Here is a 24,056-nt window from a genome sequence, read left to right as displayed (position 1 = left end):
AGTTGTTGGCCGAGAATGCGGCCTCAGACATGGCTGAACTCCAGGACTCTCTTTTTCCCGATCTTCCGCGCCCGCCCGAGGCACAGTCGCCGACGCCATCACCCGCGCTGAAAGAACCCGAGGACGAGCCGCCTCCAAAGAAGAAGCCCCGCGGCGGCACCGTGGCGGCGGTGCCCCCCGACCCCGCACTCATCGATCTGGCCGCGGCGCTCCCTCCCGGCCTACGGCTCGGCACCTCTTCATGGAGCTACCCGGGATGGACCAACCTGGTGTGGGACGGCGAGTACGCCGAAACGGTGCTCTCCAGGAATGGACTCTCCGCGCTGGCGCAGCACCCGCTGTTTCGCACGGTGAGCCTGGACCGCAACTTCTATCGCGCGCTCACGGCAAGCCAATATGCGCGCTATGCGGCCATGGTGCCGGACGACTTTCGCTTTGTGGTGAAGGCGCCGAGCCTGGTGACAGACGCCACCGTACGCGACGAGAGCGGCCGCGGCACCCAGGTGAACCCGGTGTTCCTGAACAGTGAAATTGCCATCCAGGAGTTTGTGCAGCCGGCCCTGGAGGGCCTCGGCCACCGGATCGGCGCGCTGGTGTTCCAGTTGAGCCCCATACCATCGCAGCTGCTGGCCGACCAGCCGGCGCTGCTCACCCGCATCGGCGACATGCTGGAGGCCTTGCCGGGCTTGCAGCCGATAGCGCCTGACGCGGTCATTGCCGTTGAAGTGCGCGACCCACAGCTGCTGTGCCCCGCTTTCGTCGACATGCTGCGCAGCACGGGCGCCACCTTCTGCATGGGCCTGCACGCCAAGATGCCGCCCATCGAAGAGCAGTTGCCGATGTTGCGCGCGCTGTGGCCCGGCCCGCTGGTGTGCCGCTGGAACCTGCACCGCCGCCACGGCCGCTTCGGCTATGAAGATGCAGAAAAGCTCTATGGGCCTTTCGACAAGATCGTCGATCCCGATCCGGAAACCCGCGCGGTATTGGCCAAGGTGATTGCGGGCACGACGGGCGCGGGTCATAACGCCTACGTCACCGTAAGCAACAACGCCGAAGGCTGCGCGCCGCTCACGATTGCCTCGCTGGCGCGAGACATCGTCAACCTGCAGAAGCGCTAGCGCGTCAGTTGGCGGCGCGCTTGGCCGCCACTGTCATCTCGAGCTCCACGCTTGCGTTCTTGGGCAGCGCATACACGCCGACCGCCGTGCGCACGTGCACGCCGGCATCGCCGAACACGCGGTGCAAAAGTTCCGACGCCGCATCGGCCACTTCGCTCTGCTGCGTGAAGTCGGCGGTGCATTGCACAAAGACACCCACGCGAAGCACCTTGCCGATTTCGTCCAGCGAGCCAAGCGCGTGCCGCAACAACGCCAGGCAGCGCAAGGCGCAGATCTGCGCAGCTTCGCGGGCTTTGGCCAGCGACACCTGGTCGCCCACGCGGCCTGTAACGACCACAGTGGTTCCCACGCGCGGTACCTGGCCGCTGGTGTAGAGGGTGCTTCCGTCGCGCACGACAGGTATGTAGTTGCCGCCGGCAACAAGCTCGCCTTCGAAGCTGTGGCCCAGTTCGGAGGCGATGCGGTCGGCAATCTGGTCTCGGGTTTGGGCAGTCATATGGTTTCCATGAACGATGGTTTCATTGTCGCCATCCACGTTCGACAGAACAGATACAGATTGCGCTGACCCGATGCACAACAGAAGGCCTGCAGGGCGCCTACTGCCCGATAGCCAGGTACACCCGCCCGCCTTCGATCCTTACCGGGTAGCTGCGCAGGTCTTCGGTGAGCGGAGCGCACATTGCCTTGCCGGTGCGCACGTCGAAGCGGCCCTGGTGCAGCGGGCATTCGATTTCGTACCCCTCCAGAAAGCCGTCGCACAGCCGGGCATGGCCGTGCGTGCAGATGTTGTCGGTGGCGTGTATGCCGTCTTCGGTACCGTAGAGGGCAATGTCCCGGCCCTGCACGTCGATGCCGATCACGTCGTCGGCGGGAACATCTTCAACCGCCGCGGCGTCGATCCATGTCACTGTGGTCATAGGTGAATGCCTTCGAATCCCGGGTGCTCAGATGGGATAGATGATGGAATTGGGGATCATTTCGCTGTCGAACACGCAGAGGCGCGACGCGAACTTCAGCCCGTCAGGGGTCGGTACCACCGTGTCGATGTAGCGGCCGACGTTGAACACGGTCGATGCCTGGTCGAGCTTGGTGCGAAACACCGCATAGTTGGCTTCGCTGTGAATCGTGCCGTCGGCATCGACCTTGTGCACCAGCGGCAGGCCCACTACGTGGCGCTGGTAGTACGGGTCGTGAAACAGCGTTTCCTTGATTCCGTAGACCCGGTCTTCGAGCATGCCCCTGCTCTCGAAAGACAGCGTGGCAAGCGGCAGGCCGCGCTCGTGGTTCTCGCGCGGCTGCAGCCTGTAGCTGCACTGCTCGACGAAGAACGCCGGCCACAGGTCCCATTGCCCCGAATCGACGGCATGCGCATACGCTGCGTAGAGCCGCGACAGTTCGAGGTAGGTGCTGGCGTCGAGGTTCATGCCGCCTCCATCACCTGGCGCCAGTAGCGGTACATGCCGCGAATCAGCGTTTCGGTGACCATGTGGTCGGTGTTCTCGACCTCGCGGCCGCCGAGCTCGGCCAGCGTGCGGTGATACGGCTTCTGCTCGAAGCCTTGCTGCGAAAACTCGATCACCTCGCCGTCATCGGCGGAGACAAAACCGGCGGGCCCGAACAGGTTGGCCTGGCGCAGGCGCCGCTGCGTCATCTCGTCGGTGTCGTCTTCAAAGCCGAAGTGCGTCCAGACAAAATCGAAGGCATCGTGCCCCACGGGTTGTATGTGGCGCGTGGACACGCTGTTGACCTGCTGCTGCAGGATGAGGCTCGGGAAGAGCGTCATCATTACCGCGGTGGGCCCGTTCCACCAGGGCTCGGGCACGATGTCCAGAAAGCGCGGGTCCTTCAGCTGCATGCTTTCCTTGAAGCTGGATACCTGCGTGACCTGCGCGGCCTTGCCGGCGCTGCCGCGGGTGGAAATCATCGCGGCGTGGCGGCCGTGCGAATCCATCTTGAGCTCCGACTTGTTGTCCGCGCGCCAGAGCCCGAAGGTGACGAACCAGGTGTGCAAGAGGCCTGGGTGGTACGGGTCCTTGATGTTCTCCTGCATCAGCTTCCAGTTGCCCGGTATGCGCTGGCGGCTGTAGCCGAGGATGGTGAGCTTGCGGCCATCGAACAGGCGATCGAAGTAGCCGAGGATGTCGGGGCCGAGAAAGTCCTCGAAACATTCGATGTCGTGGTCGAACGATGCGAACACCACGCCGCCGCGCGAAGCGACCTTGAGCTTGTTGAGACCGTGTTCTTCGGTCTTGAAGTCTGCCGGCATGCCGCCGTTGACCTTGCCCTCCTGCTTCACGCCGCGGCGGAACGGCACGCCTTGCAGGTCGCCCTTCAGCGTGTAGTTCCACTGGTGATACGGACAGACGAATTCTTTCTTGTTGCCGTGGCGCTCACGGCAGAACTGCATGCCGCGATGCGCGCAGACGTTCTCGAACACGTGAATGGCCCCCGCTTCGTCGCGGGACATGACCACGGAACGCTCGCCGATGGCCGTGCGCTTGAAATCTCCGGGGTTCGGGATCTCGGCTTCCAGCCCCACGTAGCACCAATGCTTTTCGTAGAAGAAGCGCTGCAGCTCCTTCTTGTGCAATGCCTCGTCGGTGTAGGCCATGAAGGGAATGCGGCTGGTCTTATCGCTCTCCCATCGCAGTTCGACGGGAAATACCTCTTGGGTGCTCATCGCAGGTCTCCTTTTCTTGTCTGTCCGTCTCTGTTCTTCAGGTGCCTTGCAGGTAGAAGGCATCGGCATGGGTCTGCTCGGGTGCAAGGCCGCGCGCATGCACCAGTTGTGTCACGGCTTCGACCATCGGCGGCGAGCCGCAGAGGTAGGCACGCCAGCCTTCGAGGCCGCCGGGCCAGTCGGCGCGTATGGCGTCGGTAATGAGCCCTTGGCGGTGGTTCGCACGCGCGGGGCCGGTAACGACCACCACGTGCACCTTGAGGCCCGGATGCCGCGCTTGCAGTTCAGTGAGCTCGGCCAGCCCATACACGTCTGCGCCCGATCGCACGCCAAGGTACAGGTGAATCGGCTGCATCAGGTCGGCCTGGATGGCGCCGCGAACGATGGAGAGAATCGGCGCGAGCCCCGTTCCACCGGCCGCGCAGAGCATCGGCCCGCGGTGCCTGGTGCGCAGGTAAGCCGTGCCCAGGGGACCGCTTACCCGCACCGCATCGCCCACACGCAGCTGCTCGAAGATGTGCGAGGTAACGCGGCCGCCGGGCACCTTGCGTATATGAAATTCAAGCTCCGCATCGCGGCTGAGCCCCGCCATCGAATAGGGCCGCGCCAGGTCAGGCGCGAACTGCAGTTGCGCGTACTGGCCCGGTGAAAACTCGAGCGGCTTGTTCGGCCTGAGCCGCAGGCGGCGGATGTCGTGCGTGAGTACGTCGATGCCGGTCACGGTCGCCTTGAGAATGCGCGCCGGGTGCACCACCACCTCGTCGGGCTCCGGAATTTCGATGGCGCAGCTTTCGGTCAGCGTGCTTTGGCAGGCCAGCACATAGCGCTCGCCCTGCCCGTCGGGGCGGATCGCGTCTTGCCCGGCGTCGAGCACCTGGCCCGACACCACCTTGCAGCGGCAGGTGCCGCAGCGGCCCGACAGGCAGCTGTAGGACACCGGCACATGGTGCTCGCGCAGCACTTCCAGCAGGTTCGCACCGGGACGGACATCGAGTGTGCGGGCAATGGGGTGAATGTGCAGGTCCATCGTGGGCTTTTGTGTGCGTCGGCTTGCTGGGCCGGCATGTCTCTGGGGCGGATGATGCGCGGCAATCGAGAATTGACCAATAGAATCTGGTGAATCGGCTGCATCACCGATATGAATAAAGGTCTGCATGCAACTCAAGGACATCGACCTCAACCTGCTGCTGGTGTTCGACCGCATGCTTGCCGAGAAGCGGGTCTCGGCCGTGGCCGAATCACTCGGACTTTCGCAGCCGGCCATCAGCAACGCCCTGGCGCGGCTGCGCAAGCTGCTGGGCGACGAGCTCTTCTTGCGCACGGCACGCGGCATGGAGCCCACCCCTTTCGCGCTGCAGCTGGCCGAGCCGGTGGCCTATGCAATGGGCGCGCTGCATTCGGCGCTGAACCAGCAGGTGGTGTTCGACCCCGCCACCAGCACGCGCAGCTTCACGCTCGCGATGACCGACATCGGCGAGATCTACTTCACGCCGCGGCTCATGGAAACGCTGTCCGCGGCGGCGCCCGGCGTGACGATCAGCACCGTGCGCAACAACACGGCGGCCAGCCTGCGCGATGAGCTCGAGTCCGGCCACGTCGACATTGCGATCGGTTTGCTGCCGCAGCTCAAGGCAGGGGTGTTCCAGCGCCGGTTGTTCTTGCAGCGCTACGTGTGCCTGTTCTCGAGCGCCCATCCGTTGGCGCGCAAGCGCAGCGTGTCGCTCAAGGACTTCAGCGCGGCCGACCATGTGCTTGTGCAGGCCGCCGGCACCGGCCACGGCAAGGCGGACGACGTGATGGCCGCGCAAGGCATACAGCGTCGCATTCGGCTCAGAGTGCCGCACTTCGTCGCCATCGGCCACATTCTTCGCTCGAGCGAGATGATTGCCACCGTGCCGGAGCGGCTGGCGCAAAGCATTGCCGAGCCATTCGGCCTGGTGTGGCGCCCTCACCCCGTGGCCCTGCCGCAGATTGCAATCAACCTGTTCTGGCATGCGAAGGTGCACCGCGACCCGGGCAACCAGTGGCTGCGCGGATTGCTGTTCGACAATTTTTCGGACAGCGACTAGAGCGCGGCGGTGAAGAGCTTCAGGCGGGCCGGACCGCGGGCCACTGACCGAGCACCTCATGGATGCTTTCGCCCACGTGGCTTTCGATGAGGGCGAACGAATCGGCCCTCCACCGGACCGGCTCGATCGGGTGCCGCTCGACTTTTGTGGGCGTGTAGGCCAGGGTCATGTGCGGTGTGAAACCGTGTTCTGGCTTGAATCCCGCATCGGCCAGCGCTTCGCCAAGACGCTGCCTGAAGGCCGCAAGCGCTGATGTCCCGCTTTCAGCGCCGCACAAAACGAACGCCTTGCTCTTGTCGAACCGCATGACCTCCTCGAACACCACATCGAAAGACGGAGGCGCCACGCTCGCTGCCGCATCGATGGCGGCCTGCACCCGCTTGCGCGGCACTGCCGCCGGATAGCTTCCGAGATGATGCAGCGTGACATGCAGGCGATGCGCCTCGGTCAGCTTTCCCTTCAGGGCATACCGGTCCTTGAGGCGCACGCCCAACGCGGCAATCGAAGCGGCGTCTTCCGCGTGCGGAAAGATCGCCAGGAAGAGTGAGCGCGGCAGGCGCTCCTTGCGGGGCGCTGTGCCGCGAGCGCGGCGCAGGGGCGGCGGCGGAGGATCGATACCTGGGAGAAGAAGCTGTTCGGGCATGGCAAGGAATAAGAGCGTCTTCCCCCGGAGATTCGGACTGTTGCTGGGTCCATAGCTTACCGAAAGCACCCGCATCGGCCAGGCGATTTGCGTTCTTGACGAATCAGGGCGGCTACCCTATTCTCCGCACCGTTTAGGACAGTCGTCCTAATTGCAGGAGATTCCGGATTGCAGATGACCGCCATGGCCGACAAGACCACCCGCGAGCAGATCGTGGACGCCGCGGACCAGCTGTTCTACAAGCGGGGTTTCGAGGCCACTTCGTTCGCCGACATTGCGAAGGTGGTGAACATTTCGCGCGGCAATTTCTATCATCACTTCAAGACCAAGGACGAAATTTTGGATGCGGTGATTGCCGCGCGCCTTGGCCAGACGCGTGGCATGCTGGCGCAATGGGAAGCATGCGGCCCTGATCCGATGAGCAGCATCCGAAGCTTCATTCACATCCTGGTTGCCAACCAATCTCTCATCATGCGGCACGGCTGCCCGGTGGGCACGCTGTCTACCGAACTCGCCAAGCTGGAGCATCCCTCGCTGAAGCAGGCCAACCGCCTTTTCACCCTGTTCCGCGTCTGGCTGCGAAAACAGTTCGCGCTGCTGGGCCGCAAGGCCGACGCCGATGCGCTCGCCATGCACCTGCTTGCCCGGAGCCAGGGCGTGGCTGTACTGGCCAACGCCTTTCGCGACAAGTCTTTCGTGCAGCAGGAAGTGCGGCAGCTGTGCGAATGGCTCGAGTCCTGCGCGCCCAAGACGGCCACCAGCAACCGCTGACCTCCAGATCCATCACCCTCCGCAAACAGAAAAACCATGTTCATCGTGCTCCTCAAGTTCTCAAGCAACAAGGCCAATGCAGCCCAGTGGATGGAAGGCCACAAGGCGTGGCTCCAGCGCGGTTTTGACGACGGCGTGTTCATGCTCGCCGGCAGCCTCAAGCCCAACCAGGGTGGTACCGTGCTTGCGCACCGCACAACGATGAACGAGCTGCAGGCGCGGGTCGACACCGATCCGTTTGTTGTCGAGAACGTCGTAAGCGCCGAGATCATGGAAATTGCGCCGGCCCGCGCCGACGAGCGGCTCGGCTTTCTGCTTGGCTGACTATCCTCTGTACACCACAGCCAAACCCATCCGATGACTGAGTTGATCAACGGCCCAGACGGCCAACCGCGCTGCCGCTGGTGCGCAAGCGCGCCCGAATTCCTTGCCTACCACGACGCCGAGTGGGGCTTTCCGGTAGCAGACGACCAGCGCCTGTTCGAGAAGCTTTGCCTGGAGGGTTTCCAGTCGGGCCTGAGCTGGCGCACCATTCTTGCCAAGCGGGAAAACTTTCGCGCGGCGTTCCACGGCTTCGACTTCAACAAGGTTGCCCGCTTCACGGCGCAAGACGTCGAGCGCCTGCTGCAAGACGCGGGGATTGTTCGGCATCGAGGAAAGATCGAGGCGGTGATTCACAACGCCGCCCGCGCGCAAGAACTCGTCGCGAGCCACGGCTCGCTGGCGGCTTTCTTCTGGAGCCATGAGCCCTCTGCCGCATCGCTTGCCGAACCGCAGAGCGCGTCGACATCCGAGGCTTCCATTGCGCTTTCCAAGGCATTGAAGAAGCTTGGCTGGAAGTTCGTTGGGCCTACCACGGTGTACGCCTTCATGCAGGCGATGGGCCTCATCAACGACCATGCGCAAGGCTGCGTGAGCCGGGCGAAGGCGGAACACCGGCGCAGCGCGTTCGAAAGGCCGCAAGTTCGCAAGGCCGGTTGACCAAAGGGCTACGCTGGCGCCGGACGCGGTCGCACAAAAACACCGTCGTTTGTATCTTTTCGTACAAGCGCGTGCTCCCTCCGCCTACAGCGGGCAATCGGCAAAAATAAACAATGCCGGCATGGTGGAACTGGACGATTCAGATCAGCATGCCCTTGCCGCCCAGGCGGCAGAGTGGCGCCGGCGCGCGCTCCGCGGTGACCGGCATGCACGCGGCATTGCCCACGCGCTCGAAGTGAAAGTACGCAAGCTTCGCGGCGATATACCCACCGCAAATTTCGACCTGGATACGCGCCCGCTCGCACCTTGGCAGCCTTCCCGGCGCTGGTGGAACCCTTGGAGGCGAAACTAGCAATTGAAAAAGCCGCTGGGAGCAGCGGCTTTTTTATTGCGAAGTGACCTTCACTCCCACTCGATCGTTGCGGGCGGCTTGCTCGACACGTCGTACGTCACGCGATTGATTCCGCGCACTTCATTGATGATGCGGCCCGACACCTTCTTGAGCAGTGCATAAGGCAGCTCGGCCCAGTCGGCGGTCATGAAGTCGCTGGTCTGTACGGCGCGCAGTGCGACCACGTAGTCATAAGTGCGGCCGTCGCCCATCACGCCCACGCTCTTCACGGGCAGGAACACGGTAAACGCCTGGCTCGTGAGGTCGTACCAGGTCTTGCCGGTAGCGTCGTCCTTGAAGTTGCGCAGCTCCTCGATGAAGATCGCGTCGGCGCGGCGCAGCAGGTCGGCGTATTCCTTCTTCACTTCGCCCAGGATGCGCACGCCCAGGCCCGGGCCGGGGAACGGGTGGCGGTACACCATGTCGGGCGGCAGGCCGAGCGCCACTCCGAGTTCGCGCACTTCGTCCTTGAACAGGTCGCGCAGAGGCTCGAGCAGCTTGAGGCCGAGCTGCTCGGGCAGGCCGCCCACGTTGTGGTGGCTCTTGATGGTGACGGCCTTCTTGCTCTTGGCGCCGCCCGATTCGATGACGTCCGGGTAGATGGTGCCTTGCGCGAGGAAAGTGGCACCCTTGTGGCCACCATCGCCCGCCTTGAGCTTGGCAGCCTCCTGCTTGAACACGGTGACGAACTCGCCGCCGATGATCTTGCGCTTGGCTTCGGGGTCGCTCACGCCTGCGAGCTTGCCGAGGAACAGGTCGCTCGCATCGACGCGAATGACCTTTGCATGCAGCTTGCCTTCGAACATCTCCATGACCATGTCGCCTTCGTCCAGGCGCAAGAGGCCATGGTCGACGAACACGCAGGTGAGCTGGTCGCCGATAGCGCGGTGAATGAGCGCGGCGGCCACGCTCGAATCCACGCCGCCCGAAAGGCCGAGGATGACTTCTTCATCGCCCACCTGCTCGCGGATCTTCTGCACGGCTTCGGCGATGTGGTCGCGCATGACCCAGTCGGGCTTTGCCTCGCAAATGCCAAGCACGAAGCGATCGATGATCGCCTTGCCTTGCACCGTGTGCGTCACTTCGGGGTGGAACTGCAGCGCGTAGTAGCGGCGCGCCTCGTCTGCCATGCCGGCAATGGGGCAGCTTTCGGTGCTGGCCATGAGCTTGAAGCCCGGGGGCAACTCGGTGACCTTGTCGCCGTGGCTCATCCACACGTTGAGCATGCCGAAGCCTTCGGGCGTGGTGAAGTCGGCAATGTCTTTCAGCAGCGCGGTATGGCCATGGGCACGGACGGACGCAAAGCCGAACTCGCGCTTGTGGCCGCCCTCGACCTTGCCACCGAGCTGGTGCGCCATGGTCTGCATGCCGTAGCAGATGCCGAGCACCGGCACGCCCAGGTCGAACACGGCGTGCGGCGCCTTGTCGGTGGTTTCTTCATACACGCTTGCGTGGCTGCCCGAAAGAATCACGCCCTTCAGGTGGCCGTCCGCTGCGTACTCGCGCACCCATTCGTCAGTTACGTCGCAAGGGTGCACTTCGCTGAGCACGTGTGCTTCGCGCACGCGGCGCGCGATGAGCTGGGTGACTTGCGAGCCGAAATCGAGAATGAGGATCTTGTCGTGTTGCATGGCGAGAGGACTCAGAGCGTTGAAATGTCGAACAGCCTGACGCCCGCTTGCGGCGCAGCCTGGATGAGTTGCTCGTCAAAAGTGGCGAGCGGAAGATTGAGCGACTTGGCGAGCCACAGGTAGCCTGCGTCGTAAAGCGAAACGCCTGCGTCGATGGCCACGGCCAGCACGGCCTTGTGCTGGGCAGGCGCAAGTTCGTGCAGTTCAACACGATGGCGAATGGCGTCGAGCACGCTCCACAGCCCTTCGACTGCAGAAGGAGGAATTCGGCCGCTGCGCACGCCGTTGGCAAGGATGTTGGCGCATTCCCACTGCCAGGCATTGGGCGCCTGCGGCTCGACTTGGTCGCGGCGAATGGCGGCGTAGAGCTTGCGGGTGTGTTCGCTGGCCTGGTCGGGCAATAGCCAGGCGGCAGTGACGGAGGCGTCCATGACGAAGGCTGTCACGATTGGCGCCCTTCGTCGAGCAAAGCGCGCACCGATTGGCCGGGCTTGATGCTGGCGTGCAGCGCGTCGATCTGGCCGAGTTCGCGTTCGATCTGCTCGTCGGTGATGACCGGCTTGCGCCGCACCGGCAGCATGCGCACCACCTCTTTGCCGTGGCGGGTGATGCGAACCTCTTCTCCCTTTTCGACCAGGTCGATCAGGGCTGAGAAGTTGTTCTTGGCTTCGGCGATGCCGATGGATTGCATTTGGGCCAGAAGGTTTGAATCTGGCCCAAATTCTAATCTCGATCTGGCCTCATTCTCAAAGTGTGGCCAGAATGAGCTTACTCGGCGCGGTAGTTCGGCGCTTCCTTCGTGATCTGCACGTCGTGCACGTGGCTTTCACGAATGCCTGCCGTGGTGATCTCGACGAACTCGGCCTTGTTCTTCATCTCTTCGATGGTGGCGCAGCCGCAGTACCCCATGCTGGCGCGCAAGCCGCCGGACATCTGGTAGACGATGGAGACCATCGAGCCCTTGTACGGCACGCGGCCTTCAATGCCTTCGGGCACCAGCTTGTCGGCGTTGGGGTTGCCGGTGGTGGATTCCTGGAAGTAGCGGTCGGCACTGCCCTGCTGCATGGCGCCGATAGAGCCCATGCCGCGGTAGCTCTTGTAGCTGCGGCCCTGGAACAGCACGATCTCGCCGGGTGCTTCTTCGGTGCCTGCGAACATGCCGCCCATCATGACGGTGCTTGCGCCCGCGGCAATGGCTTTGGCGATGTCGCCCGAATAGCGAATGCCGCCGTCGGCGATCAGCGGAATGCCGGTGCCCTGCAGCGCGGTGGCCACGTTGTCCACGGCCATGATCTGCGGCACGCCCACGCCGGCAACGATGCGCGTGGTGCAGATCGACCCCGGGCCAATGCCGACCTTGACCGCGTCTGCGCCGGCGTCGGCGAGCGCACGGGCCGCGTCGCCGGTGGCAATGTTGCCGCCGATCACGTCGACCTGCGGGTAGTTCTTCTTGACCCAGCGCACGCGCTCGATCACGCCGGCGCTGTGGCCGTGGGCAGTGTCGACCACGATGGCATCGACGCCGGCCTTCACCAGCGCCTCGACGCGTTCTTCGGTGCCCGCACCCACGCCAACCGCCGCACCCACGCGCAGGCGGCCGCTAGGGTCGCGCGCTGCATTGGGAAAGCTGGTCTGCTTGGTGATGTCCTTGACGGTGATCAGGCCCTTGAGCTCCCAGGAACTGTTGATGACCAGGAGGCGTTCGAGCTTGTGCTTGTTGAGCAGTGCCTTGGCCTCGGCAAGCGTGGTGCCGTCGGGCACGGTGATGAGCTTTTCGCGCGGCGTCATGATCTCGCTCACCGGCACGTCCAGGCGGCTCTCGAAGCGCAGGTCGCGTCCCGTGACGATGCCCACCACCTTGCCGCCGTCGAGCACCGGAAAGCCGGAAATACCCAGCTCGTCGGACAGCTGCATGACCTGCAGCACCGTGTGCGTGGGCGTGATCACCACGGGGTCGCGCAGCACGCCGGATTCGTATCGCTTCACCTTGGCAACCTGCGCAGCCTGCTCGGCCGCGGTGAAGTTCTTGTGCACGATGCCGATACCGCCTTCTTGCGCAATTGCGATTGCGAGGCGTGCCTCGGTCACGGTATCCATCGCGGCGGAAACCAGCGGCAGATTGAGCGCGATGTTGCGGGAGAAACGGGTGGCGAGGGAGGTGTCCTTGGGCAGGACCTGGGAGAACGCTGGCACCAACAACACGTCGTCGAAGGTGAGCGCTTTGCCGAGAAGGCGCATGGGTGAAGCTCCAAAAGACGGATTGTAACGATGCCCGGTACTTACCCGCCCCCTGAGGGCCTTCGGCCGATATGGGCGCCGCCTTCCGAAGCGCCGAACGTCGCCAATTTCCAACTCGACGACGCCGAAACTGTGGGCAGGCCATGTTGCAAAACGTAAGGACGGCTAAACTCGCCGCATGAAATTCGCGCATTGGCTCGTACTGGGATGTGTTTGCCTGCTGCCGCTGTCGGCCAGCGCGCAATGGCAATGGATCGACAAGAGCGGCAAGAAGGTCTTCAGCGACCAGGCGCCGCCGCCCGATATTCCCGAAAAGAACATCCTGCGCCGCGCAGGCTCGCCGCCGCCGGCCCGCACGGGCTTCAGTTCGGCTCCTGCCGAGGGCGCAGCCTCCGACGACGCAACGGCACCCAAGGCCCGCGAGGCCGCGGCAGCGCCCAAGCCTCCGGCGGTCGACAAGGAACTCGAAGAAAAGACCAAGAAGGCACAGGCCGAAGAAAAAACCAAGCAGGCTGCGGAGGCCGAGAAAAACGCCAAGATCAAGTCCGAGAACTGCGAACGTGCGCGCCAAGGCAAGGCCACGTTCGACAGCGGAATCCGCGTGGCCAAGGTCAACGCCAAGGGTGAGCGCGAGATCATGGACGACACGGCGCGGGCGGCCGAGCAGAAGCGCCTTCAGTCGATCATCGAAAGCGACTGCAAATAAGGCTCTGAGCCGGATCAGTAGCCGGCCTTGCCGCCCTTGCGCCGGTTTGCAAAGAGGCCGGTACCTCGCGCACCCTGCCGCTGAAAGCGCTCGCGGCGCGCCACCTTCGGGTCAACCGCCAGGGGCCGGCACAACTCGACGCGGTCGCCATCCTTGAGCGGCTGGCTCCAGTCGGCTTCCCTCCCCCATATTCCCGGCGTCATCGATTGGTGCCAATCGAGTTGCGGAAATCGCAGCGCAAGACCGCTCGCCTTGACGGCATCGGCCACCGTGGCACCGGCCGCCAGCCGCAGCACCTGCTCGAACACCTCGCGCGGCGCGGGCGAACAGCTCAGCGTGACTTCGATCATCCTTCCTTGCCGTAGACCTGCTCGGCGCGCTTCACGAAGGCCTCTACCAGGCTGGAGGCAACGGTGTCGAACACCGGCCCCACAAGAGCCTGCAGCGCGAAGTTGCTGAAGCCATAGCTCATGTGCAGTTCGACGCGGCAGGCCCGGTCGCCGGGCTCGCCCACGGGTGCAAACTTCCATATGCCGTCGAGATTCGAGAACGGGCCGTCGACCAGCTTCAGGTGCACTTCGCGCCCGGGTACGTGGCTGTTGCGGGTGGTGAAACTCTGGTGAAGGCCTGCAAAGGCCAGGCCGACTTCTGCGGTCATGCCGGCCTCGTCCTGCTCGATGACGCGGGCCTTGTCGCACCAGGGAAGAAACTGCGGATATTTCTCCACATCGGTGACGAGCGCATACATCTCTTCGGCGCTGTACCAGATGAGGACGGACTTGTTGACGGTTTTCATAGAATCGGGACAGCGTGCGCGACGGATTGTATTGAAGCCATGCGTCCCCATCTTTCCGAGCCATGGCCACCAAGAAACAAGATACCTCCTCCCGCATTGCCGACAACAAGAAGGCCGCGTACAACTATTTCTTCGAAGAACGCTTCGAGGCGGGCATCGTCCTCGAAGGCTGGGAAGTCAAGTCCCTGCGCGAAGGCAAGGTCCAGCTGACCGATGGCTACGTGGTGATCCGCGACGGCGAGTTGTTCGTTGTCGGCCTGCAGATCAACCCGCTCAAGAGCGCATCGACCCACGTCAACCCTGACTCTGTCCGCACCAAGAAGTTGCTGCTGCACAAGGAAGAAATCCGGCGCCTGGTCGGCAAGGTCGAGCAAAAGGGCTACACGCTGGTGCCGCTCAACCTGCATTGGAAAGCCGGCAAGGTCAAATGCGAAATTGCACTCGCGAAGGGCAAGGCCGAGCATGACAAGCGCGACACCATCAAGGACCGCGAAGGCAAGCGCGAGGTCGAGCGCGCCATGAAGAGCCGCAGCCGCTAATTTCTTTTTTTTGCGCGGCATGGAATAAAACGCCGGTTGCAGGCGTTCATGCGGTGTCACCGGACAGTCGGTGCGCCACAACCCAGGAGTTTTCCATGTCGCTTTTTCGCGCTTCTTCCGCCGGCATTGCCGCCGCGCTGCTTGGCAGCCTGCTCGCGCTTCCCGTTCTTGCCCAGCCCAAGGCTGCGGACGGCGCGTTGGTCGGCCCGAACGGCATGACGCTCTACACCTTCGACAAAGATACCGCGGGCAGCGGCAAGTCGGCATGCAACGGGGGCTGCGCAACCAACTGGCCGCCCTTCATCGCCACCGATGCCGACAAGCCAGCGGGCGACTTCACCATCGTTACGCGCGACGACGGCAAGAAGCAATGGGCCGCCAAGGGCTGGCCGCTCTACTACTGGGCCAAGGACACGAAGCCAGGCGACAAGACCGGCGACGGTGTGGGCGGTGCCTGGAAAACCGCCAAGCCCTGAACCGCACGCGCCTCGCTCCCAATGGACGCCCGCCTGCTGGCCGAGCAGATCCCGAGTTTGCGCCGCTATGCGCGCGCACTCACGGGCAATGCCTGGGCGGCGGACGACCTGGTGCAGGACACCCTGGAGCGAGCCTGCAGCAAGTGGCGCCTGTGGCTGGTGGGCAGCGACCTGCGCGCATGGCTGTTCTCGGTCATGCACAACATCTTCGCAAGTCAGCTGCGGCGCTCCCCGCCGCCGCACAGCGTGGTGCCGCTGGACGAGGCCGCGCAGGAGCTGCACGGCGGCGTCGATCCGGGCCGAGACCTCGGCACCGGCCTGGACCTGCAGCGCTGCCTGATGCAATTGCCCGAGGAGCAGCGGATCGTGCTGTTGCTGGTAACGCTCGAAGACTTTTCTTATGCAGAGGTGGCCAAGGTGCTCGGCGTTCCGGCGGGCACCGTGATGTCTCGCCTGTCGCGAGCCCGCACCCGGCTGCGCGAGTTGATGGACGGCGCCTCCGCGCCGAATCGCCCGGGCCTGCGCCTTCTGAAGTGAACCTGCCCCCAACAATGAACCGCCCCGCTCCGCCCCCCTCCGACGAAGAACTGCATGCGCTGGTCGACGGCCAACTCGCGCAGGAGCGACGGGCCGAGATCGAAGAAGCCGTGGCGCGCGACCCTGCCGTTGCCGCACGGATCGCTGCCTGGCGCCGTCAGCGAGAAGCCTTGCGGCGCCTGCATGGCGAACTCCTCGACGAGCCCATTCCGGCCGCACTGGCGGACGCACTCGATCGCGGCTTGCACCGGCAAGGCGATTGGGCCCGATGGGGCGGCGTGGCGGCCGGCGTGCTGCTCGCGTTTGCGGCCGGCTGGCTCGGCAATGCCCTGTGGGCGGTGCATGGCGCTACGCCCTCGATGCAAATGGCCAATGCGCCTGCAACGCGCGAGTTCGTGCACGACGCGTCGATTGCGCACGCCGTCTATGCGCCCGAGAAGAGGCACCCGGTGGAGGTGGCCGCCACCGAGCAGCAGCATCTCGTGCAATGGTTGTCCAAACGCCTGGACAGGCCCCTCAAGGTACCGGACCTGACGACGATGGGCTACACGCTGGTCGGCGGGCGCCTCCTGCCCGGGGAAAGCGGCGCGCGCGCCCAATTCATGTTCGAGGACGCATCCGGCGAGCGTGTCACGCTCTACATCGGCATTCTGGACAGCCCGACGCCCGCCAACACAGCCGCTTCGCGCGAAACAGCCTTCCGTTTTGCGTCAGAAGGGCCGGTGCCGAGCTTCTACTGGGTTGACCAGGGCTTCGGTTATGCCGTAGCCGGCAAGCTGCCACGTGATGTTTTGCTGAAACTCGCGACGCTCGCCTACCGCGATTTGTCTTGAGGCCGGCATAAACTGCCCGGTCGCGCAACCAACTGGCTTTGTTTTCGCGATTTTTCAACTGAAGGAGAAACTGCATGAAATTGCTTAGCGCCTCGATCCTCGCGGCGGCATTGCTCGCCGGCTGCGGCGGCATGTCCAACAAGACCGCCAGCGCACCCGACACACCCACCCGCACCGCCGATGGCGTGCTCGTCGGACCGAACGGCATGACGCTCTACACCTTCGCCCGCGATACGGCCGGCGCAGGCACCTCCGCCTGCAACGCCCAATGCGCCGCCAACTGGCCGCCGCTCCCCGTGGCCGAAACCGCAAAGCCCATGGGCGGCTACACCATCATCGTGCGCGAAGACGGCAAGAAGCAATGGGCCTACAAGGGTTCTCCGCTCTACTACTGGACGAAGGACAGCAAGCCGGGCGACAAGACCGGCGACGGCGTCCTGAACGGCGCCTGGAAGGTTGCCCGTCCTTAAGGTTCGGCACTCTGCTGAATGCAAAAGGCCCCGGCGAAAGTCGGGGCCTTTTTTTGTCTTTTCAGATTGGCTTAGTGAGCGCTGGGGAGCGCGCTGTCGGCAGCCGTGGTGCGGCGCCCGCGCAACGCAAGCAGTTCATTGAACACCAGTGCACCAATGACCAGCGCGCCGCCGGTCAGCACGCTCGGCGCAGGCGTTTCGCCGGCCCCCAGCCACGCGAGCGCAATGCCGAAGATCACCTCGAGCAACGCCAACAAGGCAACTTCGGGCGCCTTCAGCACACTCGCGCAAAGCACCGAAAGCACGCACGGAATCGCGAGCTGGAACACGCCCAGGAAGGCAAGCAGGCCGAGATCGTGCGTGTTCGCCTGAAAAGGCAGCGCAAACGGCAGCGTGAACAGCGCACTGAGCGCCGCGCCGATCAGCACCGCGGGAACGAGGTCGATGTCATGCCCCTTGGCATGCGCATGCTGAACCACCGTCCAGTTGGTGGCACCGGCCAATGGCACGCAAAGCGCCACCAGCGTTCCAAGCAACGATCCGCCGGCCGCGCCGCCCTGCACCAACTGCGTGCCGTACATCCAGGCAATGCCAAGCCCTGCCACCACAATTGCGAGCCAGGTTCGAATCGGTAGCCGGTGGCCGATGAAGATTCGCGCGGCCAGCGCCGTAAACAATGGCCCGAGCGCCATCGTGACCAGCACGCTCGCGGTGGAGGCCAGCGTAAGTGCCACCATGAAGGCGGTGAACATCACCGTCCAGCAAACGCCTGAAATCCAGAGCGCGCGACCGCCGCGCCGGATTTGCGAAAACACCGCCCTGCCCCGCCAAAGCGGCAAGATCACCAGCAGCGCAAGCAGCGTGAAGAAGCTGCGCCAGAAGGTGATCTCGAAACTGTGCGCCTGTGCAAGGTGCCGCGTGATGACGCCCGCCGTGGCCCACATCAGGGTCACGGCGACCATCATCCACACGGCCCCTCCGTGCGTCAGGCGCAGCATCGGTAGATGTCGGCGATCAGCTCGCGGTTTCGCGGCTGGCGCGCTTGCGGTCGCTTTCCTTCAGGAAACGCTTGCGCAGGCGCACGCTCTTGGGCGTGATTTCGACCAGTTCGTCGTCCTCGATGAACTCGACGCCGTATTCCAGCGTGAGGTCGATCGGGGGCGTGATCTTGATCGCATCTTCCTTGCCGCTCACGCGGAAGTTGGTCAGCTGCTTCGTACGCGTGGCGTTCACCACGAGATCGTTGTCGCGGCTGTGGATGCCGACGATCATGCCTTCGTACACCGGATCGTTGGCCTTCACGAACATGCGGCCGCGGTCGTCCAGCTTGCCCAGGGCGTAGGTGAAGATTTCACCGTCGTCCATGGAGATCAGCACGCCGTTCTTGCGGCTGCCGATGTCGCCCTTGTGCGGTTCGTAGCTGTCGAAGATGTTGCTGATGAGGCCCGAGCCGCGCGTCAGGTTCAGGAACTCATTCGTGAAGCCGATCAGGCCGCGCGCCGGAATGCGGTACTCGAGGCGAACACGGCCGCGGCCGTCCGGTTCCATGTTGACCAGCTCGCCCTTGCGCTCGCCCAGTGCCTGCATCACGCCGCCCTGGTGCTGCTCTTCGATGTCGGCCGTGACCAACTCGATGGGCTCGTGCTTCTCGCCGTTCACGGTGCGGAACACCACGCGCGGCTTCGACACGGCCATTTCGTAGCCTTCGCGGCGCATGTTTTCCAAGAGGATGGTCAGGTGCAGTTCACCGCGGCCCATCACTTCGAAAATACCTTCTTCGTCGGTTTCGTTCACGCGCAGCGCAACGTTGTGCTGCAGTTCCTTCTGCAGGCGGTCCCAGATCTGGCGGCTGGTGACGAACTTGCCTTCGCGTCCGGCCAGCGGGCTGGTGTTCACGCAGAAGTTCATGGTCAGGGTCGGCTCGTCGACCTTGAGCATGGGCAGCGGCGCGGGCTTGTCCTTGTCGGTCACGGTGACGCCGATGCCGATGTCGGTGATGCCGTTGATCAGCACGATTTCGCCGGGGCCGGCTTCAGTCGATTGCACGCGATCCAGGCCTTGGAAGGTCAGCACCTGGTTGACGCGGCCCTTGACGGTCTTGCCGTCCGGACCTTCCATGACCAGCACGTCGGTCATGGGCCGCAGCGTGCCCTGGCTGATGCGGCCCACGCCGATGCGACCCACGAAGGTCGAGAAGTCGAGCGCGGAAATCTGCAGCTGCAGCGGCGCGTTCGGGTCACCCTTTTGCGATGGAACGTGCTTCAGGATGGTGTTGAACAGGGCCGACATGTCAGGGCCCCACTGTTCACCGGGTGCGCCTTCTTCCAGCGACGACCAGCCGTTGATGCCCGAGGCGTAGACCACGGGGAAGTCGAGTTGTTCATCGGTTGCGCCGAGTTTGTCGAACAGGTCGAAGGCGGCGTTGACCACCTTGTCGGGGTTTGCGCCCGGCTTGTCGACCTTGTTCACGACCAGAATGGGCTTGAGGCCGAGGGCCAGCGCCTTCTTGGTCACGAAGCGGGTCTGGGGCATCGGGCCTTCTTGCGCGTCGATCAGCAGCACCACGCCGTCCACCATGGAGAGCGCGCGTTCCACTTCACCGCCAAAGTCCGCGTGGCCCGGGGTGTCGACGATGTTGATGTGCGTGCCTTCCCAGGTCACGGCGCAGTTCTTGGCCAGGATCGTGATGCCACGTTCCTTTTCGATGGCGTTGTTGTCCATCACCGTGTCGACCACTTTCTCGTGCTCGGCAAAGGTGCCTGACTGGCGCAGCAGCTGGTCGACCATCGTGGTCTTGCCATGGTCCACGTGGGCAATGATGGCGATATTGCGGATTTGCTTGGTACTCATGGTGTCGCTTCGGTCTGTTGTGCGTTCAAAAGAATTTGCTGGATTTCGATGGGGTTCAGCAAGCGCCCCGGAATCAATTCGTTGGCCGTGATGTGGGCCGTTCCCAGGAAGGCCGGCGGTTCGATACCGAACACCGCCACTTCGCCGGCATCGGCCCAGTTGCCGCGGCGGCGCAGGCCCGATAGAAAACGTGCCGCATCTTCGTTGCCGAGCGTGACGCGGCTGTGGCCGTCCACAAGCGATTCGGCAGGCAGGAGTTGTGCCAGGCGCTCTTCCTCGCCCATGGCCTCGAGCGCTTCGAGCGTGACGCATTGCGCCTCGCCGAAGCCGCCGGTCGCTGTGCGGCGCAGCGAGGTCAGGTGCGCGCCGCAACCCAAGGCCTCGCCTATGTCTTCGCCCAGTGTGCGAATGTAGGTGCCCTTGCTCACGGTGGCAACGATTCGCAAGGCGGTCTCGTCCATTCGGGTCAGGTTCAGCTGGTGAATCACCACGTCGCGCGGCGCACGTTCTATTTCGATGCCTTCGCGCGCGTATTCGTACAGCGCTTTGCCGTCTTTCTTGAGCGCGCTGTGCATTGGCGGAACCTGGCGGATCGGGCCGGTGAACTGCGCCTCGACACGGGCGAGGTCTTCAGGCGTGACGTTTACTGCACGCTCTGCAATTACCTCGCCCTCGGCATCTGCGGTGGCGGTTTTTACGCCCAGGCGTGCAGTGGCCACATAGGTCTTGTCTGCGTCGAGGTGCAACTGGCTGAACTTGGTGGCCGCGCCGAAACACAAGGGCAGCACCCCGGTGGCAAGCGGATCGAGCGTGCCCGTATGGCCCGCTTTTTCGGCGCGCAGCAACCACTTGGCCTTTTGCAAGGCCTGGTTGCTGGAGAGTCCCAGCGGCTTGTCGAGCAACAACACCCCATGCACAGGGCGCCGCTGCACCCTTGTGCGTGGCGCGTTCATGGCTAGTCGTCTTTCGAACGCGAAGCGACGGCCTGCGCGATGAGTGCATTCATGTCGGCCGCACGCTCGGTGGTGCGGTCGAACAGGAAGTGCAGCGTCGGCACGGTGTGGATGTGCAGGCGCTTGAACAGGCCGTTGCGCAGGAACCCCGCGGCCTGGTTCAGCGCTTCGGTGGTTTCGTCGACATCGCCCGTGAGCACGCTGAAGAACACCTTCGCATGCGCATAGTCGGGCGTGACCTCGACCGCCTGGATCGTGACCATGCCCACGCGCGGATCCTTCAACTCGCGCGCGATCAGCTCCGTCAGATCGCGCTGGATCTGATCGGCAACCTTGAACGCGCGGTTGGGGGCGGCGGCTTTTCTTTTTGGCATGGACTCGGTCGCATCGAACGCTTGTTAGAGCGTACGGGCGATTTCCTTGATTTCAAAGAACTCGAGCTGATCGCCCTCTTTGATGTCGTTGTAGTTCTTGAGCTTGATACCGCACTCGAAGCCTTCGCGGACTTCGCGAACGTCGTCCTTCATGCGCTTGATCGAGTCGACTTCGCCGGTGTAGATCACCACGTTGTCGCGCAGCAGGCGGAAATGCGCACTGCGGTTGACCGAACCCGAGGTGATGTACGAACCCGCGACCGTACCGATCTTCGAAGCCACGAACACCGTGCGGATCTCGGCCGAGCCGATGATTTCCTCGCGGCGCTCCGGCGCCAGCATGCCCGACATCGCAACCTTGATCTCGTCCACAGCGTCGTAAATGATGCTGTAGTAGTTCAATTGCACGCCGTTGCCTTCGGCCAGCTTGCGCGCACCGGCATCGGCACGCACGTTGAAGCCGATCACGATGGCCTTCGAGGCGATTGCCAGGTTGATGTCGCTTTCGCTGATGCCGCCGACGCCGGCGTACACGATCTGCACCTTGACCTCTTCGTTCGCCAGCTTGAGCAGCGATTGGGCAAGCGCTTCCTGCGAACCCTGAACGTCGGCCTTGATGATGATGCGCAGCGTCTGCACTTCGCCGGCCGAGAGGTCGGTGAACATGTTCTGCAGGTTCGCAGCCTGGGCCTTCGCCAGCTTGGTGTTGCGGAACTTGCCGGCACGGTAAGTGGCAATTTCGCGCGCACGGCGCTCGTCGCTCATCACCATGAACTCGTCGCCCGCCTGCGGCACTTCGGTCAGGCCCTGGATCTCGACCGGGATCGACGGACCCGCAGTCTTGATGGTCCGGCCGTCTTCGTCGAGCATGGCGCGCACGCGGCCATAGGTCGAGCCGGCAAGCACCACGTCACCGGTCTTGAGCGTGCCGGACTGAACCAGCACGGTAGCAACCGGGCCGCGGCCCTTGTCGAGCTGCGCTTCAATGACCAGGCCCTTGGCGGCGGCATCCACCGGCGCCTTGAGTTCCAGCACTTCAGCCTGCAGCAGCACCTGTTCGAGCAGGTCGTCGATGCCCTGGCCCGTCTTGGCGGACACCGGCACGAACGGCACATCGCCGCCGTACTCTTCAGGCACGACCTCTTCGGCCACCAGTTCCTGCTTCACGCGGTCCGGGCTGGCGTCGGGCTTGTCGATCTTGTTGATGGCAACCACGATCGGCACACCAGCAGCTTTCGCGTGCTTGATGGCTTCCTTGGTCTGCGGCATGACGCCGTCGTCGGCCGCCACCACCAGGATGACGATGTCGGTGGCCTGCGCACCGCGGGCACGCATGGCCGTGAAGGCCTCGTGACCCGGGGTGTCGAGGAACGACACCATGCCGCGTTCGGTTTGCACATGGTAGGCACCAATGTGCTGCGTAATGCCACCGGCTTCGCCCGCGGCAACCTTGGCGCGGCGGATGTAGTCCAGCAGCGAGGTCTTGCCGTGGTCCACGTGGCCCATGACGGTCACGACCGGTGCGCGCGGCAGGGCTTCGGCGGTTTGTGCGCCAACGTCCTCGTCGGTGAAGGCTTCCGGGTCGTCCAGCGCGGCAACGACCGCGTTGTGGCCCATTTCCTCCACCAGGATCATGGCGGTGTCCTGGTCGAGCGACTGGTTGATGGTTGCCATCTGTCCCAGCTTCATGAGCTGCTTGATGACTTCCTGCGCCTTGACGGCCATCTTGTGCGCGAGTTCGGCCACCGTAATGGTTTCAGGCACGTGCACTTCGAGAATGCGCGCCTCCACCGGTGCGGCCTGCACATGCTCTTCGTGGCCTCCGCGGTCATTGCTGCCACGGCGGCCGCGCGGGCCTCCGCGCCAGTTGCCGCGGCCGACACCACCGCTGGCATCGCCGCGGGTCTTGATTTCTTTCTTCTTGGCCGGATCGCCAGCCCAGCTCGACGAGAGCTTGGCCGACTTGACTTCCTTGCCGGCACCGGCGGCGCCAGGCGCTGCGGGAGCACCGGCAGCAGCAGGCGCGCCAGGGCGAGCTGCGGGCGCAGCCGGCTTGTGCAGCGTGCCCTTGACCGCGGCCTTTTCGGGCTGCGGCTTCTCGGGCGCCTTGTGCGGCACCAGCACGCGGGCCGGTGCGTTCATCATGGCGCGAATGGCTTCGGCTTCGGCAAGTGCCTTGCGGCGACGCTCGTCGAGGTCCTTGGCGCGGGCGGCTTCCTCGTCGGCACGGGCCTTCGATTCAGCGGCGGCCTTGGCCTTCGCGTCTTCCTTGGCTTGCGTAGCGGCGGTCTGGGCGGCCAGCTTGGTGTCGGCGGCCTGCTGTTCAGCGGCAGCGGCTGCAGCGGCCACGGGTGCCGCTACCGGCTTGGCTGTTTCCTTGGGAGGCGCAGCAGCGGCTTCGGCAGCAGCCTTTTTCTCGGCGGCGACGCGCGCGGCTTCCTGCTCGGCCTGTTCGGCGCGCTCGGCCTTTTCGGCCTGCTCGCGTTCGCGGGCTTCAGCTTCTTCGCGCAGGCGGCGCTTCTCGGCCAGTTCTTCTTCCTGGCGGCGGATCAGCTCGGCCTGGCGGCGCGCTTCTTCCTCGCGGCGGGCCAGTTCGGCCTCGTCGATGCGGGGGGCTGCGGGTGCCGCGGCGGGCGCTTCAGCCACCGGTTGCGATTCGGGCACGGCCGGGTGGCCGTCATCGCGCTGGATGAAGGTGCGCTTCTTGCGCACTTCGACCTGGATGGTGCGGGCGCGGCCGGTGGCGTCGGCCTGCTTGATCTCGCTGGTCGACTTTTTCGTCAGCGTGATCTTCTTGCGCTCGGGCTCGGCGGTGCCATGGCTGGCTTTGAGAAAGCCGAGCAGGCGCTGCTTGTCAGCCTCGGTGAGCGCATCGGTGGGTGCCGCTTTGGGCACGCCTGCGCTCTTGAGCTGGTCAAGCAAGGTTTCGGGAGTCTTCTTGAGCTCGTTCGCGAACTCGGCGACAGTGGTACTGGACATATTGGTTTCGTGCCTCCATGA

At 64.1% G+C, this 24,056-nt stretch carries 28 protein-coding genes; 11 read left to right on the top strand and 17 right to left on the bottom strand.

The window, feature by feature from the left end; translation table 11 throughout:
• The first annotated feature begins 29 nt into the window (after window positions 1-29).
• Window positions 30-1,118, top strand: a complete 1,089-nt coding sequence (locus J2X67_RS17925) for a DUF72 domain-containing protein (RefSeq protein ID WP_309954884.1) — start codon at window positions 30-32, stop codon at window positions 1,116-1,118.
• 4 nt (window positions 1,119-1,122) lie between these two features.
• Here the strand turns inward: J2X67_RS17925 and J2X67_RS17920 are convergent, their stop codons facing one another.
• The 5 genes from J2X67_RS17920 to J2X67_RS17900 form a co-directional block, all read right to left on the bottom strand.
• On the bottom strand, window positions 1,123-1,614 hold the full coding sequence (locus J2X67_RS17920; RefSeq protein WP_309954883.1) for a RidA family protein: 492 nt from the start codon (window positions 1,612-1,614) through the stop codon (window positions 1,123-1,125).
• Window positions 1,615-1,714: 100 nt separating this feature from the next.
• Entirely contained in the window at window positions 1,715-2,035 is a 321-nt protein-coding gene (locus J2X67_RS17915) for a non-heme iron oxygenase ferredoxin subunit (RefSeq protein WP_309954881.1), read from the bottom strand.
• Between the two features lie 27 nt (window positions 2,036-2,062).
• The gene (locus J2X67_RS17910) at window positions 2,063-2,542 is read right to left on the bottom strand and encodes an aromatic-ring-hydroxylating dioxygenase subunit beta (protein ID WP_309954879.1); all 480 of its coding nucleotides are present in this window, start codon (window positions 2,540-2,542) and stop codon (window positions 2,063-2,065) included.
• The gene (locus tag J2X67_RS17905) at window positions 2,539-3,798 is read right to left on the bottom strand and encodes an aromatic ring-hydroxylating dioxygenase subunit alpha (protein WP_309954877.1); all 1,260 of its coding nucleotides are present in this window, start codon (window positions 3,796-3,798) and stop codon (window positions 2,539-2,541) included. Before J2X67_RS17905 ends, J2X67_RS17910 begins: the two co-directional genes overlap by 4 nt.
• A 37-nt stretch (window positions 3,799-3,835) precedes the next feature.
• The gene (locus tag J2X67_RS17900; protein WP_309954875.1) at window positions 3,836-4,825 is read right to left on the bottom strand and encodes a 2Fe-2S iron-sulfur cluster-binding protein; all 990 of its coding nucleotides are present in this window, start codon (window positions 4,823-4,825) and stop codon (window positions 3,836-3,838) included.
• A gap of 127 nt (window positions 4,826-4,952) precedes the next feature.
• On the opposite strand from J2X67_RS17900, the gene J2X67_RS17895 reads away from it, so the two are divergent.
• Window positions 4,953-5,867 (top strand): LysR family transcriptional regulator, encoded by a 915-nt coding sequence (locus J2X67_RS17895; protein WP_309954873.1) that lies wholly within the window; start codon window positions 4,953-4,955, stop codon window positions 5,865-5,867.
• Between the two features lie 19 nt (window positions 5,868-5,886).
• On the opposite strand, the gene J2X67_RS17890 is transcribed toward J2X67_RS17895, so the two are convergent.
• Window positions 5,887-6,585, bottom strand: coding sequence for a 2'-5' RNA ligase family protein (locus tag J2X67_RS17890; protein WP_309954871.1), 699 nt, complete (start codon window positions 6,583-6,585; stop codon window positions 5,887-5,889).
• Between the two features lie 99 nt (window positions 6,586-6,684).
• Here J2X67_RS17890 and J2X67_RS17885 point away from each other — a divergent pair, with 99 nt between their 5' ends.
• Genes J2X67_RS17885 through J2X67_RS17875 form a run of 3 tightly spaced genes read left to right on the top strand, consistent with a single transcriptional unit; the run spans window position 6,685 to window position 8,262 of the window.
• Window positions 6,685-7,281 carry a TetR/AcrR family transcriptional regulator gene (locus J2X67_RS17885; RefSeq protein WP_309955007.1) on the top strand — a complete coding sequence of 199 codons (597 nt, stop codon included), beginning with the start codon at window positions 6,685-6,687 and terminating at the stop codon, window positions 7,279-7,281.
• A 36-nt stretch (window positions 7,282-7,317) separates the two neighbouring features.
• The gene (locus J2X67_RS17880) at window positions 7,318-7,605 is read left to right on the top strand and encodes a YciI family protein (protein ID WP_309954869.1); all 288 of its coding nucleotides are present in this window, start codon (window positions 7,318-7,320) and stop codon (window positions 7,603-7,605) included.
• Window positions 7,606-7,638: 33 nt separating this feature from the next.
• The gene (locus tag J2X67_RS17875) at window positions 7,639-8,262 is read left to right on the top strand and encodes a DNA-3-methyladenine glycosylase I (protein ID WP_309954868.1); all 624 of its coding nucleotides are present in this window, start codon (window positions 7,639-7,641) and stop codon (window positions 8,260-8,262) included.
• Between the two features lie 402 nt (window positions 8,263-8,664).
• Here the strand turns inward: J2X67_RS17875 and guaA are convergent, their stop codons facing one another.
• From guaA to guaB, 4 genes are all read right to left on the bottom strand, one after another.
• Window positions 8,665-10,284 (bottom strand): glutamine-hydrolyzing GMP synthase, encoded by a 1,620-nt coding sequence (gene guaA, locus J2X67_RS17870; protein ID WP_309954864.1) that lies wholly within the window; start codon window positions 10,282-10,284, stop codon window positions 8,665-8,667.
• An 11-nt stretch (window positions 10,285-10,295) separates the two neighbouring features.
• The gene (locus J2X67_RS17865) at window positions 10,296-10,715 is read right to left on the bottom strand and encodes a type II toxin-antitoxin system VapC family toxin (RefSeq protein ID WP_309955005.1); all 420 of its coding nucleotides are present in this window, start codon (window positions 10,713-10,715) and stop codon (window positions 10,296-10,298) included.
• 11 nt (window positions 10,716-10,726) lie between these two features.
• Entirely contained in the window at window positions 10,727-10,975 is a 249-nt protein-coding gene (locus J2X67_RS17860; protein ID WP_309954862.1) for a type II toxin-antitoxin system prevent-host-death family antitoxin, read from the bottom strand.
• A gap of 77 nt (window positions 10,976-11,052) precedes the next feature.
• Window positions 11,053-12,522, bottom strand: a complete 1,470-nt coding sequence (guaB, locus tag J2X67_RS17855) for an IMP dehydrogenase (RefSeq protein WP_281150937.1) — start codon at window positions 12,520-12,522, stop codon at window positions 11,053-11,055.
• 178 nt (window positions 12,523-12,700) lie between these two features.
• Between guaB and J2X67_RS17850 the strand changes: the two genes are divergently transcribed.
• Window positions 12,701-13,228 (top strand): DUF4124 domain-containing protein, encoded by a 528-nt coding sequence (locus J2X67_RS17850; RefSeq protein ID WP_309954860.1) that lies wholly within the window; start codon window positions 12,701-12,703, stop codon window positions 13,226-13,228.
• A 14-nt stretch (window positions 13,229-13,242) separates the two neighbouring features.
• On the opposite strand, the gene J2X67_RS17845 is transcribed toward J2X67_RS17850, so the two are convergent.
• Both J2X67_RS17845 and J2X67_RS17840 read right to left on the bottom strand, forming a co-directional pair.
• The gene (locus tag J2X67_RS17845; protein WP_309954858.1) at window positions 13,243-13,578 is read right to left on the bottom strand and encodes an RnfH family protein; all 336 of its coding nucleotides are present in this window, start codon (window positions 13,576-13,578) and stop codon (window positions 13,243-13,245) included.
• Window positions 13,575-14,024 carry a type II toxin-antitoxin system RatA family toxin gene (locus tag J2X67_RS17840; protein WP_309954856.1) on the bottom strand — a complete coding sequence of 150 codons (450 nt, stop codon included), beginning with the start codon at window positions 14,022-14,024 and terminating at the stop codon, window positions 13,575-13,577. The genes J2X67_RS17845 and J2X67_RS17840 overlap by 4 nt, the downstream gene beginning before the upstream one ends.
• 62 nt (window positions 14,025-14,086) lie before the next feature.
• On the opposite strand from J2X67_RS17840, the gene smpB reads away from it, so the two are divergent.
• The 5 genes from smpB to J2X67_RS17815 all read left to right on the top strand — a co-directional run bounded on the left by smpB (window position 14,087) and on the right by J2X67_RS17815 (window position 16,879).
• Entirely contained in the window at window positions 14,087-14,563 is a 477-nt protein-coding gene (smpB, locus tag J2X67_RS17835) for an SsrA-binding protein SmpB (protein ID WP_157613979.1), read from the top strand.
• A gap of 95 nt (window positions 14,564-14,658) precedes the next feature.
• Complete coding sequence (locus tag J2X67_RS17830; RefSeq protein WP_309954853.1) at window positions 14,659-15,039, top strand: hypothetical protein; 381 nt, start codon at window positions 14,659-14,661, stop codon at window positions 15,037-15,039.
• Window positions 15,040-15,060: 21 nt separating this feature from the next.
• Complete coding sequence (locus tag J2X67_RS17825; RefSeq protein ID WP_309954851.1) at window positions 15,061-15,576, top strand: sigma-70 family RNA polymerase sigma factor; 516 nt, start codon at window positions 15,061-15,063, stop codon at window positions 15,574-15,576.
• 14 nt (window positions 15,577-15,590) lie between these two features.
• Window positions 15,591-16,409, top strand: coding sequence for an anti-sigma factor (locus tag J2X67_RS17820; RefSeq protein ID WP_309954849.1), 819 nt, complete (start codon window positions 15,591-15,593; stop codon window positions 16,407-16,409).
• Window positions 16,410-16,483: 74 nt separating this feature from the next.
• Window positions 16,484-16,879, top strand: coding sequence for an ATP-binding protein (locus J2X67_RS17815; protein ID WP_309954847.1), 396 nt, complete (start codon window positions 16,484-16,486; stop codon window positions 16,877-16,879).
• Between the two features lie 71 nt (window positions 16,880-16,950).
• Here J2X67_RS17815 and J2X67_RS17810 read toward each other — a convergent pair whose 3' ends face one another.
• The 5 genes from J2X67_RS17810 to infB are packed head-to-tail and all read right to left on the bottom strand — an operon-like array spanning window position 16,951 to window position 24,035.
• The gene (locus J2X67_RS17810; RefSeq protein ID WP_309954845.1) at window positions 16,951-17,877 is read right to left on the bottom strand and encodes a DMT family transporter; all 927 of its coding nucleotides are present in this window, start codon (window positions 17,875-17,877) and stop codon (window positions 16,951-16,953) included.
• A 16-nt stretch (window positions 17,878-17,893) separates the two neighbouring features.
• Window positions 17,894-19,729, bottom strand: a complete 1,836-nt coding sequence (gene typA, locus J2X67_RS17805) for a translational GTPase TypA (protein WP_028258722.1) — start codon at window positions 19,727-19,729, stop codon at window positions 17,894-17,896.
• Window positions 19,726-20,682 carry a tRNA pseudouridine(55) synthase TruB gene (gene truB / locus J2X67_RS17800; RefSeq protein ID WP_309954843.1) on the bottom strand — a complete coding sequence of 319 codons (957 nt, stop codon included), beginning with the start codon at window positions 20,680-20,682 and terminating at the stop codon, window positions 19,726-19,728. The genes typA and truB overlap by 4 nt, the downstream gene beginning before the upstream one ends.
• 2 nt (window positions 20,683-20,684) lie before the next feature.
• Complete coding sequence (gene rbfA / locus J2X67_RS17795; protein WP_126745896.1) at window positions 20,685-21,056, bottom strand: 30S ribosome-binding factor RbfA; 372 nt, start codon at window positions 21,054-21,056, stop codon at window positions 20,685-20,687.
• A 24-nt stretch (window positions 21,057-21,080) separates the two neighbouring features.
• Window positions 21,081-24,035 carry a translation initiation factor IF-2 gene (gene infB / locus J2X67_RS17790; protein WP_309954839.1) on the bottom strand — a complete coding sequence of 985 codons (2,955 nt, stop codon included), beginning with the start codon at window positions 24,033-24,035 and terminating at the stop codon, window positions 21,081-21,083.
• Window positions 24,036-24,056: the final 21 nt, after the last annotated feature.

The organism is Variovorax sp. 3319 (assembly GCF_031456585.1).
Classification (GTDB): Bacteria; Pseudomonadota; Gammaproteobacteria; order Burkholderiales; family Burkholderiaceae_C; genus Variovorax; species Variovorax paradoxus_P.
This window is presented reverse-complemented; position numbering and strand designations above follow the sequence as displayed.

Bases quoted from the DNA above. Each gene is read 5' to 3' on its own strand.
- guaA (WP_309954864.1), bottom strand. From the start codon at position 10,284: ATGCAACACGACAAGATCCTCATTCTCGATTTCGGCTCGCAAGTCACC.
- J2X67_RS17875 (WP_309954868.1), top strand. From the start codon at position 7,639: ATGACTGAGTTGATCAACGGCCCAGACGGCCAACCGCGCTGCCGCTGG.
- J2X67_RS17865 (WP_309955005.1), bottom strand. From the start codon at position 10,715: ATGGACGCCTCCGTCACTGCCGCCTGGCTATTGCCCGACCAGGCCAGC.
- J2X67_RS17825 (WP_309954851.1), top strand. From the start codon at position 15,061: ATGGACGCCCGCCTGCTGGCCGAGCAGATCCCGAGTTTGCGCCGCTAT.
- J2X67_RS17905 (WP_309954877.1), bottom strand. From the start codon at position 3,798: ATGAGCACCCAAGAGGTATTTCCCGTCGAACTGCGATGGGAGAGCGAT.
- J2X67_RS17810 (WP_309954845.1), bottom strand. From the start codon at position 17,877: ATGCTGCGCCTGACGCACGGAGGGGCCGTGTGGATGATGGTCGCCGTG.
- J2X67_RS17910 (WP_309954879.1), bottom strand. From the start codon at position 2,542: ATGAACCTCGACGCCAGCACCTACCTCGAACTGTCGCGGCTCTACGCA.
- smpB (WP_157613979.1), top strand. From the start codon at position 14,087: ATGGCCACCAAGAAACAAGATACCTCCTCCCGCATTGCCGACAACAAG.
- J2X67_RS17815 (WP_309954847.1), top strand. From the start codon at position 16,484: ATGAAATTGCTTAGCGCCTCGATCCTCGCGGCGGCATTGCTCGCCGGC.
- J2X67_RS17900 (WP_309954875.1), bottom strand. From the start codon at position 4,825: ATGGACCTGCACATTCACCCCATTGCCCGCACACTCGATGTCCGTCCC.
- typA (WP_028258722.1), bottom strand. From the start codon at position 19,729: ATGAGTACCAAGCAAATCCGCAATATCGCCATCATTGCCCACGTGGAC.
- J2X67_RS17890 (WP_309954871.1), bottom strand. From the start codon at position 6,585: ATGCGGGTGCTTTCGGTAAGCTATGGACCCAGCAACAGTCCGAATCTC.
- J2X67_RS17895 (WP_309954873.1), top strand. From the start codon at position 4,953: ATGCAACTCAAGGACATCGACCTCAACCTGCTGCTGGTGTTCGACCGC.
- guaB (WP_281150937.1), bottom strand. From the start codon at position 12,522: ATGCGCCTTCTCGGCAAAGCGCTCACCTTCGACGACGTGTTGTTGGTG.
- J2X67_RS17925 (WP_309954884.1), top strand. From the start codon at position 30: ATGGCTGAACTCCAGGACTCTCTTTTTCCCGATCTTCCGCGCCCGCCC.
- J2X67_RS17840 (WP_309954856.1), bottom strand. From the start codon at position 14,024: ATGAAAACCGTCAACAAGTCCGTCCTCATCTGGTACAGCGCCGAAGAG.
- J2X67_RS17860 (WP_309954862.1), bottom strand. From the start codon at position 10,975: ATGCAATCCATCGGCATCGCCGAAGCCAAGAACAACTTCTCAGCCCTG.
- J2X67_RS17880 (WP_309954869.1), top strand. From the start codon at position 7,318: ATGTTCATCGTGCTCCTCAAGTTCTCAAGCAACAAGGCCAATGCAGCC.
- J2X67_RS17915 (WP_309954881.1), bottom strand. From the start codon at position 2,035: ATGACCACAGTGACATGGATCGACGCCGCGGCGGTTGAAGATGTTCCC.
- J2X67_RS17820 (WP_309954849.1), top strand. From the start codon at position 15,591: ATGAACCGCCCCGCTCCGCCCCCCTCCGACGAAGAACTGCATGCGCTG.
- J2X67_RS17850 (WP_309954860.1), top strand. From the start codon at position 12,701: ATGAAATTCGCGCATTGGCTCGTACTGGGATGTGTTTGCCTGCTGCCG.
- rbfA (WP_126745896.1), bottom strand. From the start codon at position 21,056: ATGCCAAAAAGAAAAGCCGCCGCCCCCAACCGCGCGTTCAAGGTTGCC.
- truB (WP_309954843.1), bottom strand. From the start codon at position 20,682: ATGAACGCGCCACGCACAAGGGTGCAGCGGCGCCCTGTGCATGGGGTG.
- J2X67_RS17885 (WP_309955007.1), top strand. From the start codon at position 6,685: ATGACCGCCATGGCCGACAAGACCACCCGCGAGCAGATCGTGGACGCC.
- J2X67_RS17920 (WP_309954883.1), bottom strand. From the start codon at position 1,614: ATGACTGCCCAAACCCGAGACCAGATTGCCGACCGCATCGCCTCCGAA.
- infB (WP_309954839.1), bottom strand. From the start codon at position 24,035: ATGTCCAGTACCACTGTCGCCGAGTTCGCGAACGAGCTCAAGAAGACT.
- J2X67_RS17845 (WP_309954858.1), bottom strand. From the start codon at position 13,578: ATGATCGAAGTCACGCTGAGCTGTTCGCCCGCGCCGCGCGAGGTGTTC.
- J2X67_RS17830 (WP_309954853.1), top strand. From the start codon at position 14,659: ATGTCGCTTTTTCGCGCTTCTTCCGCCGGCATTGCCGCCGCGCTGCTT.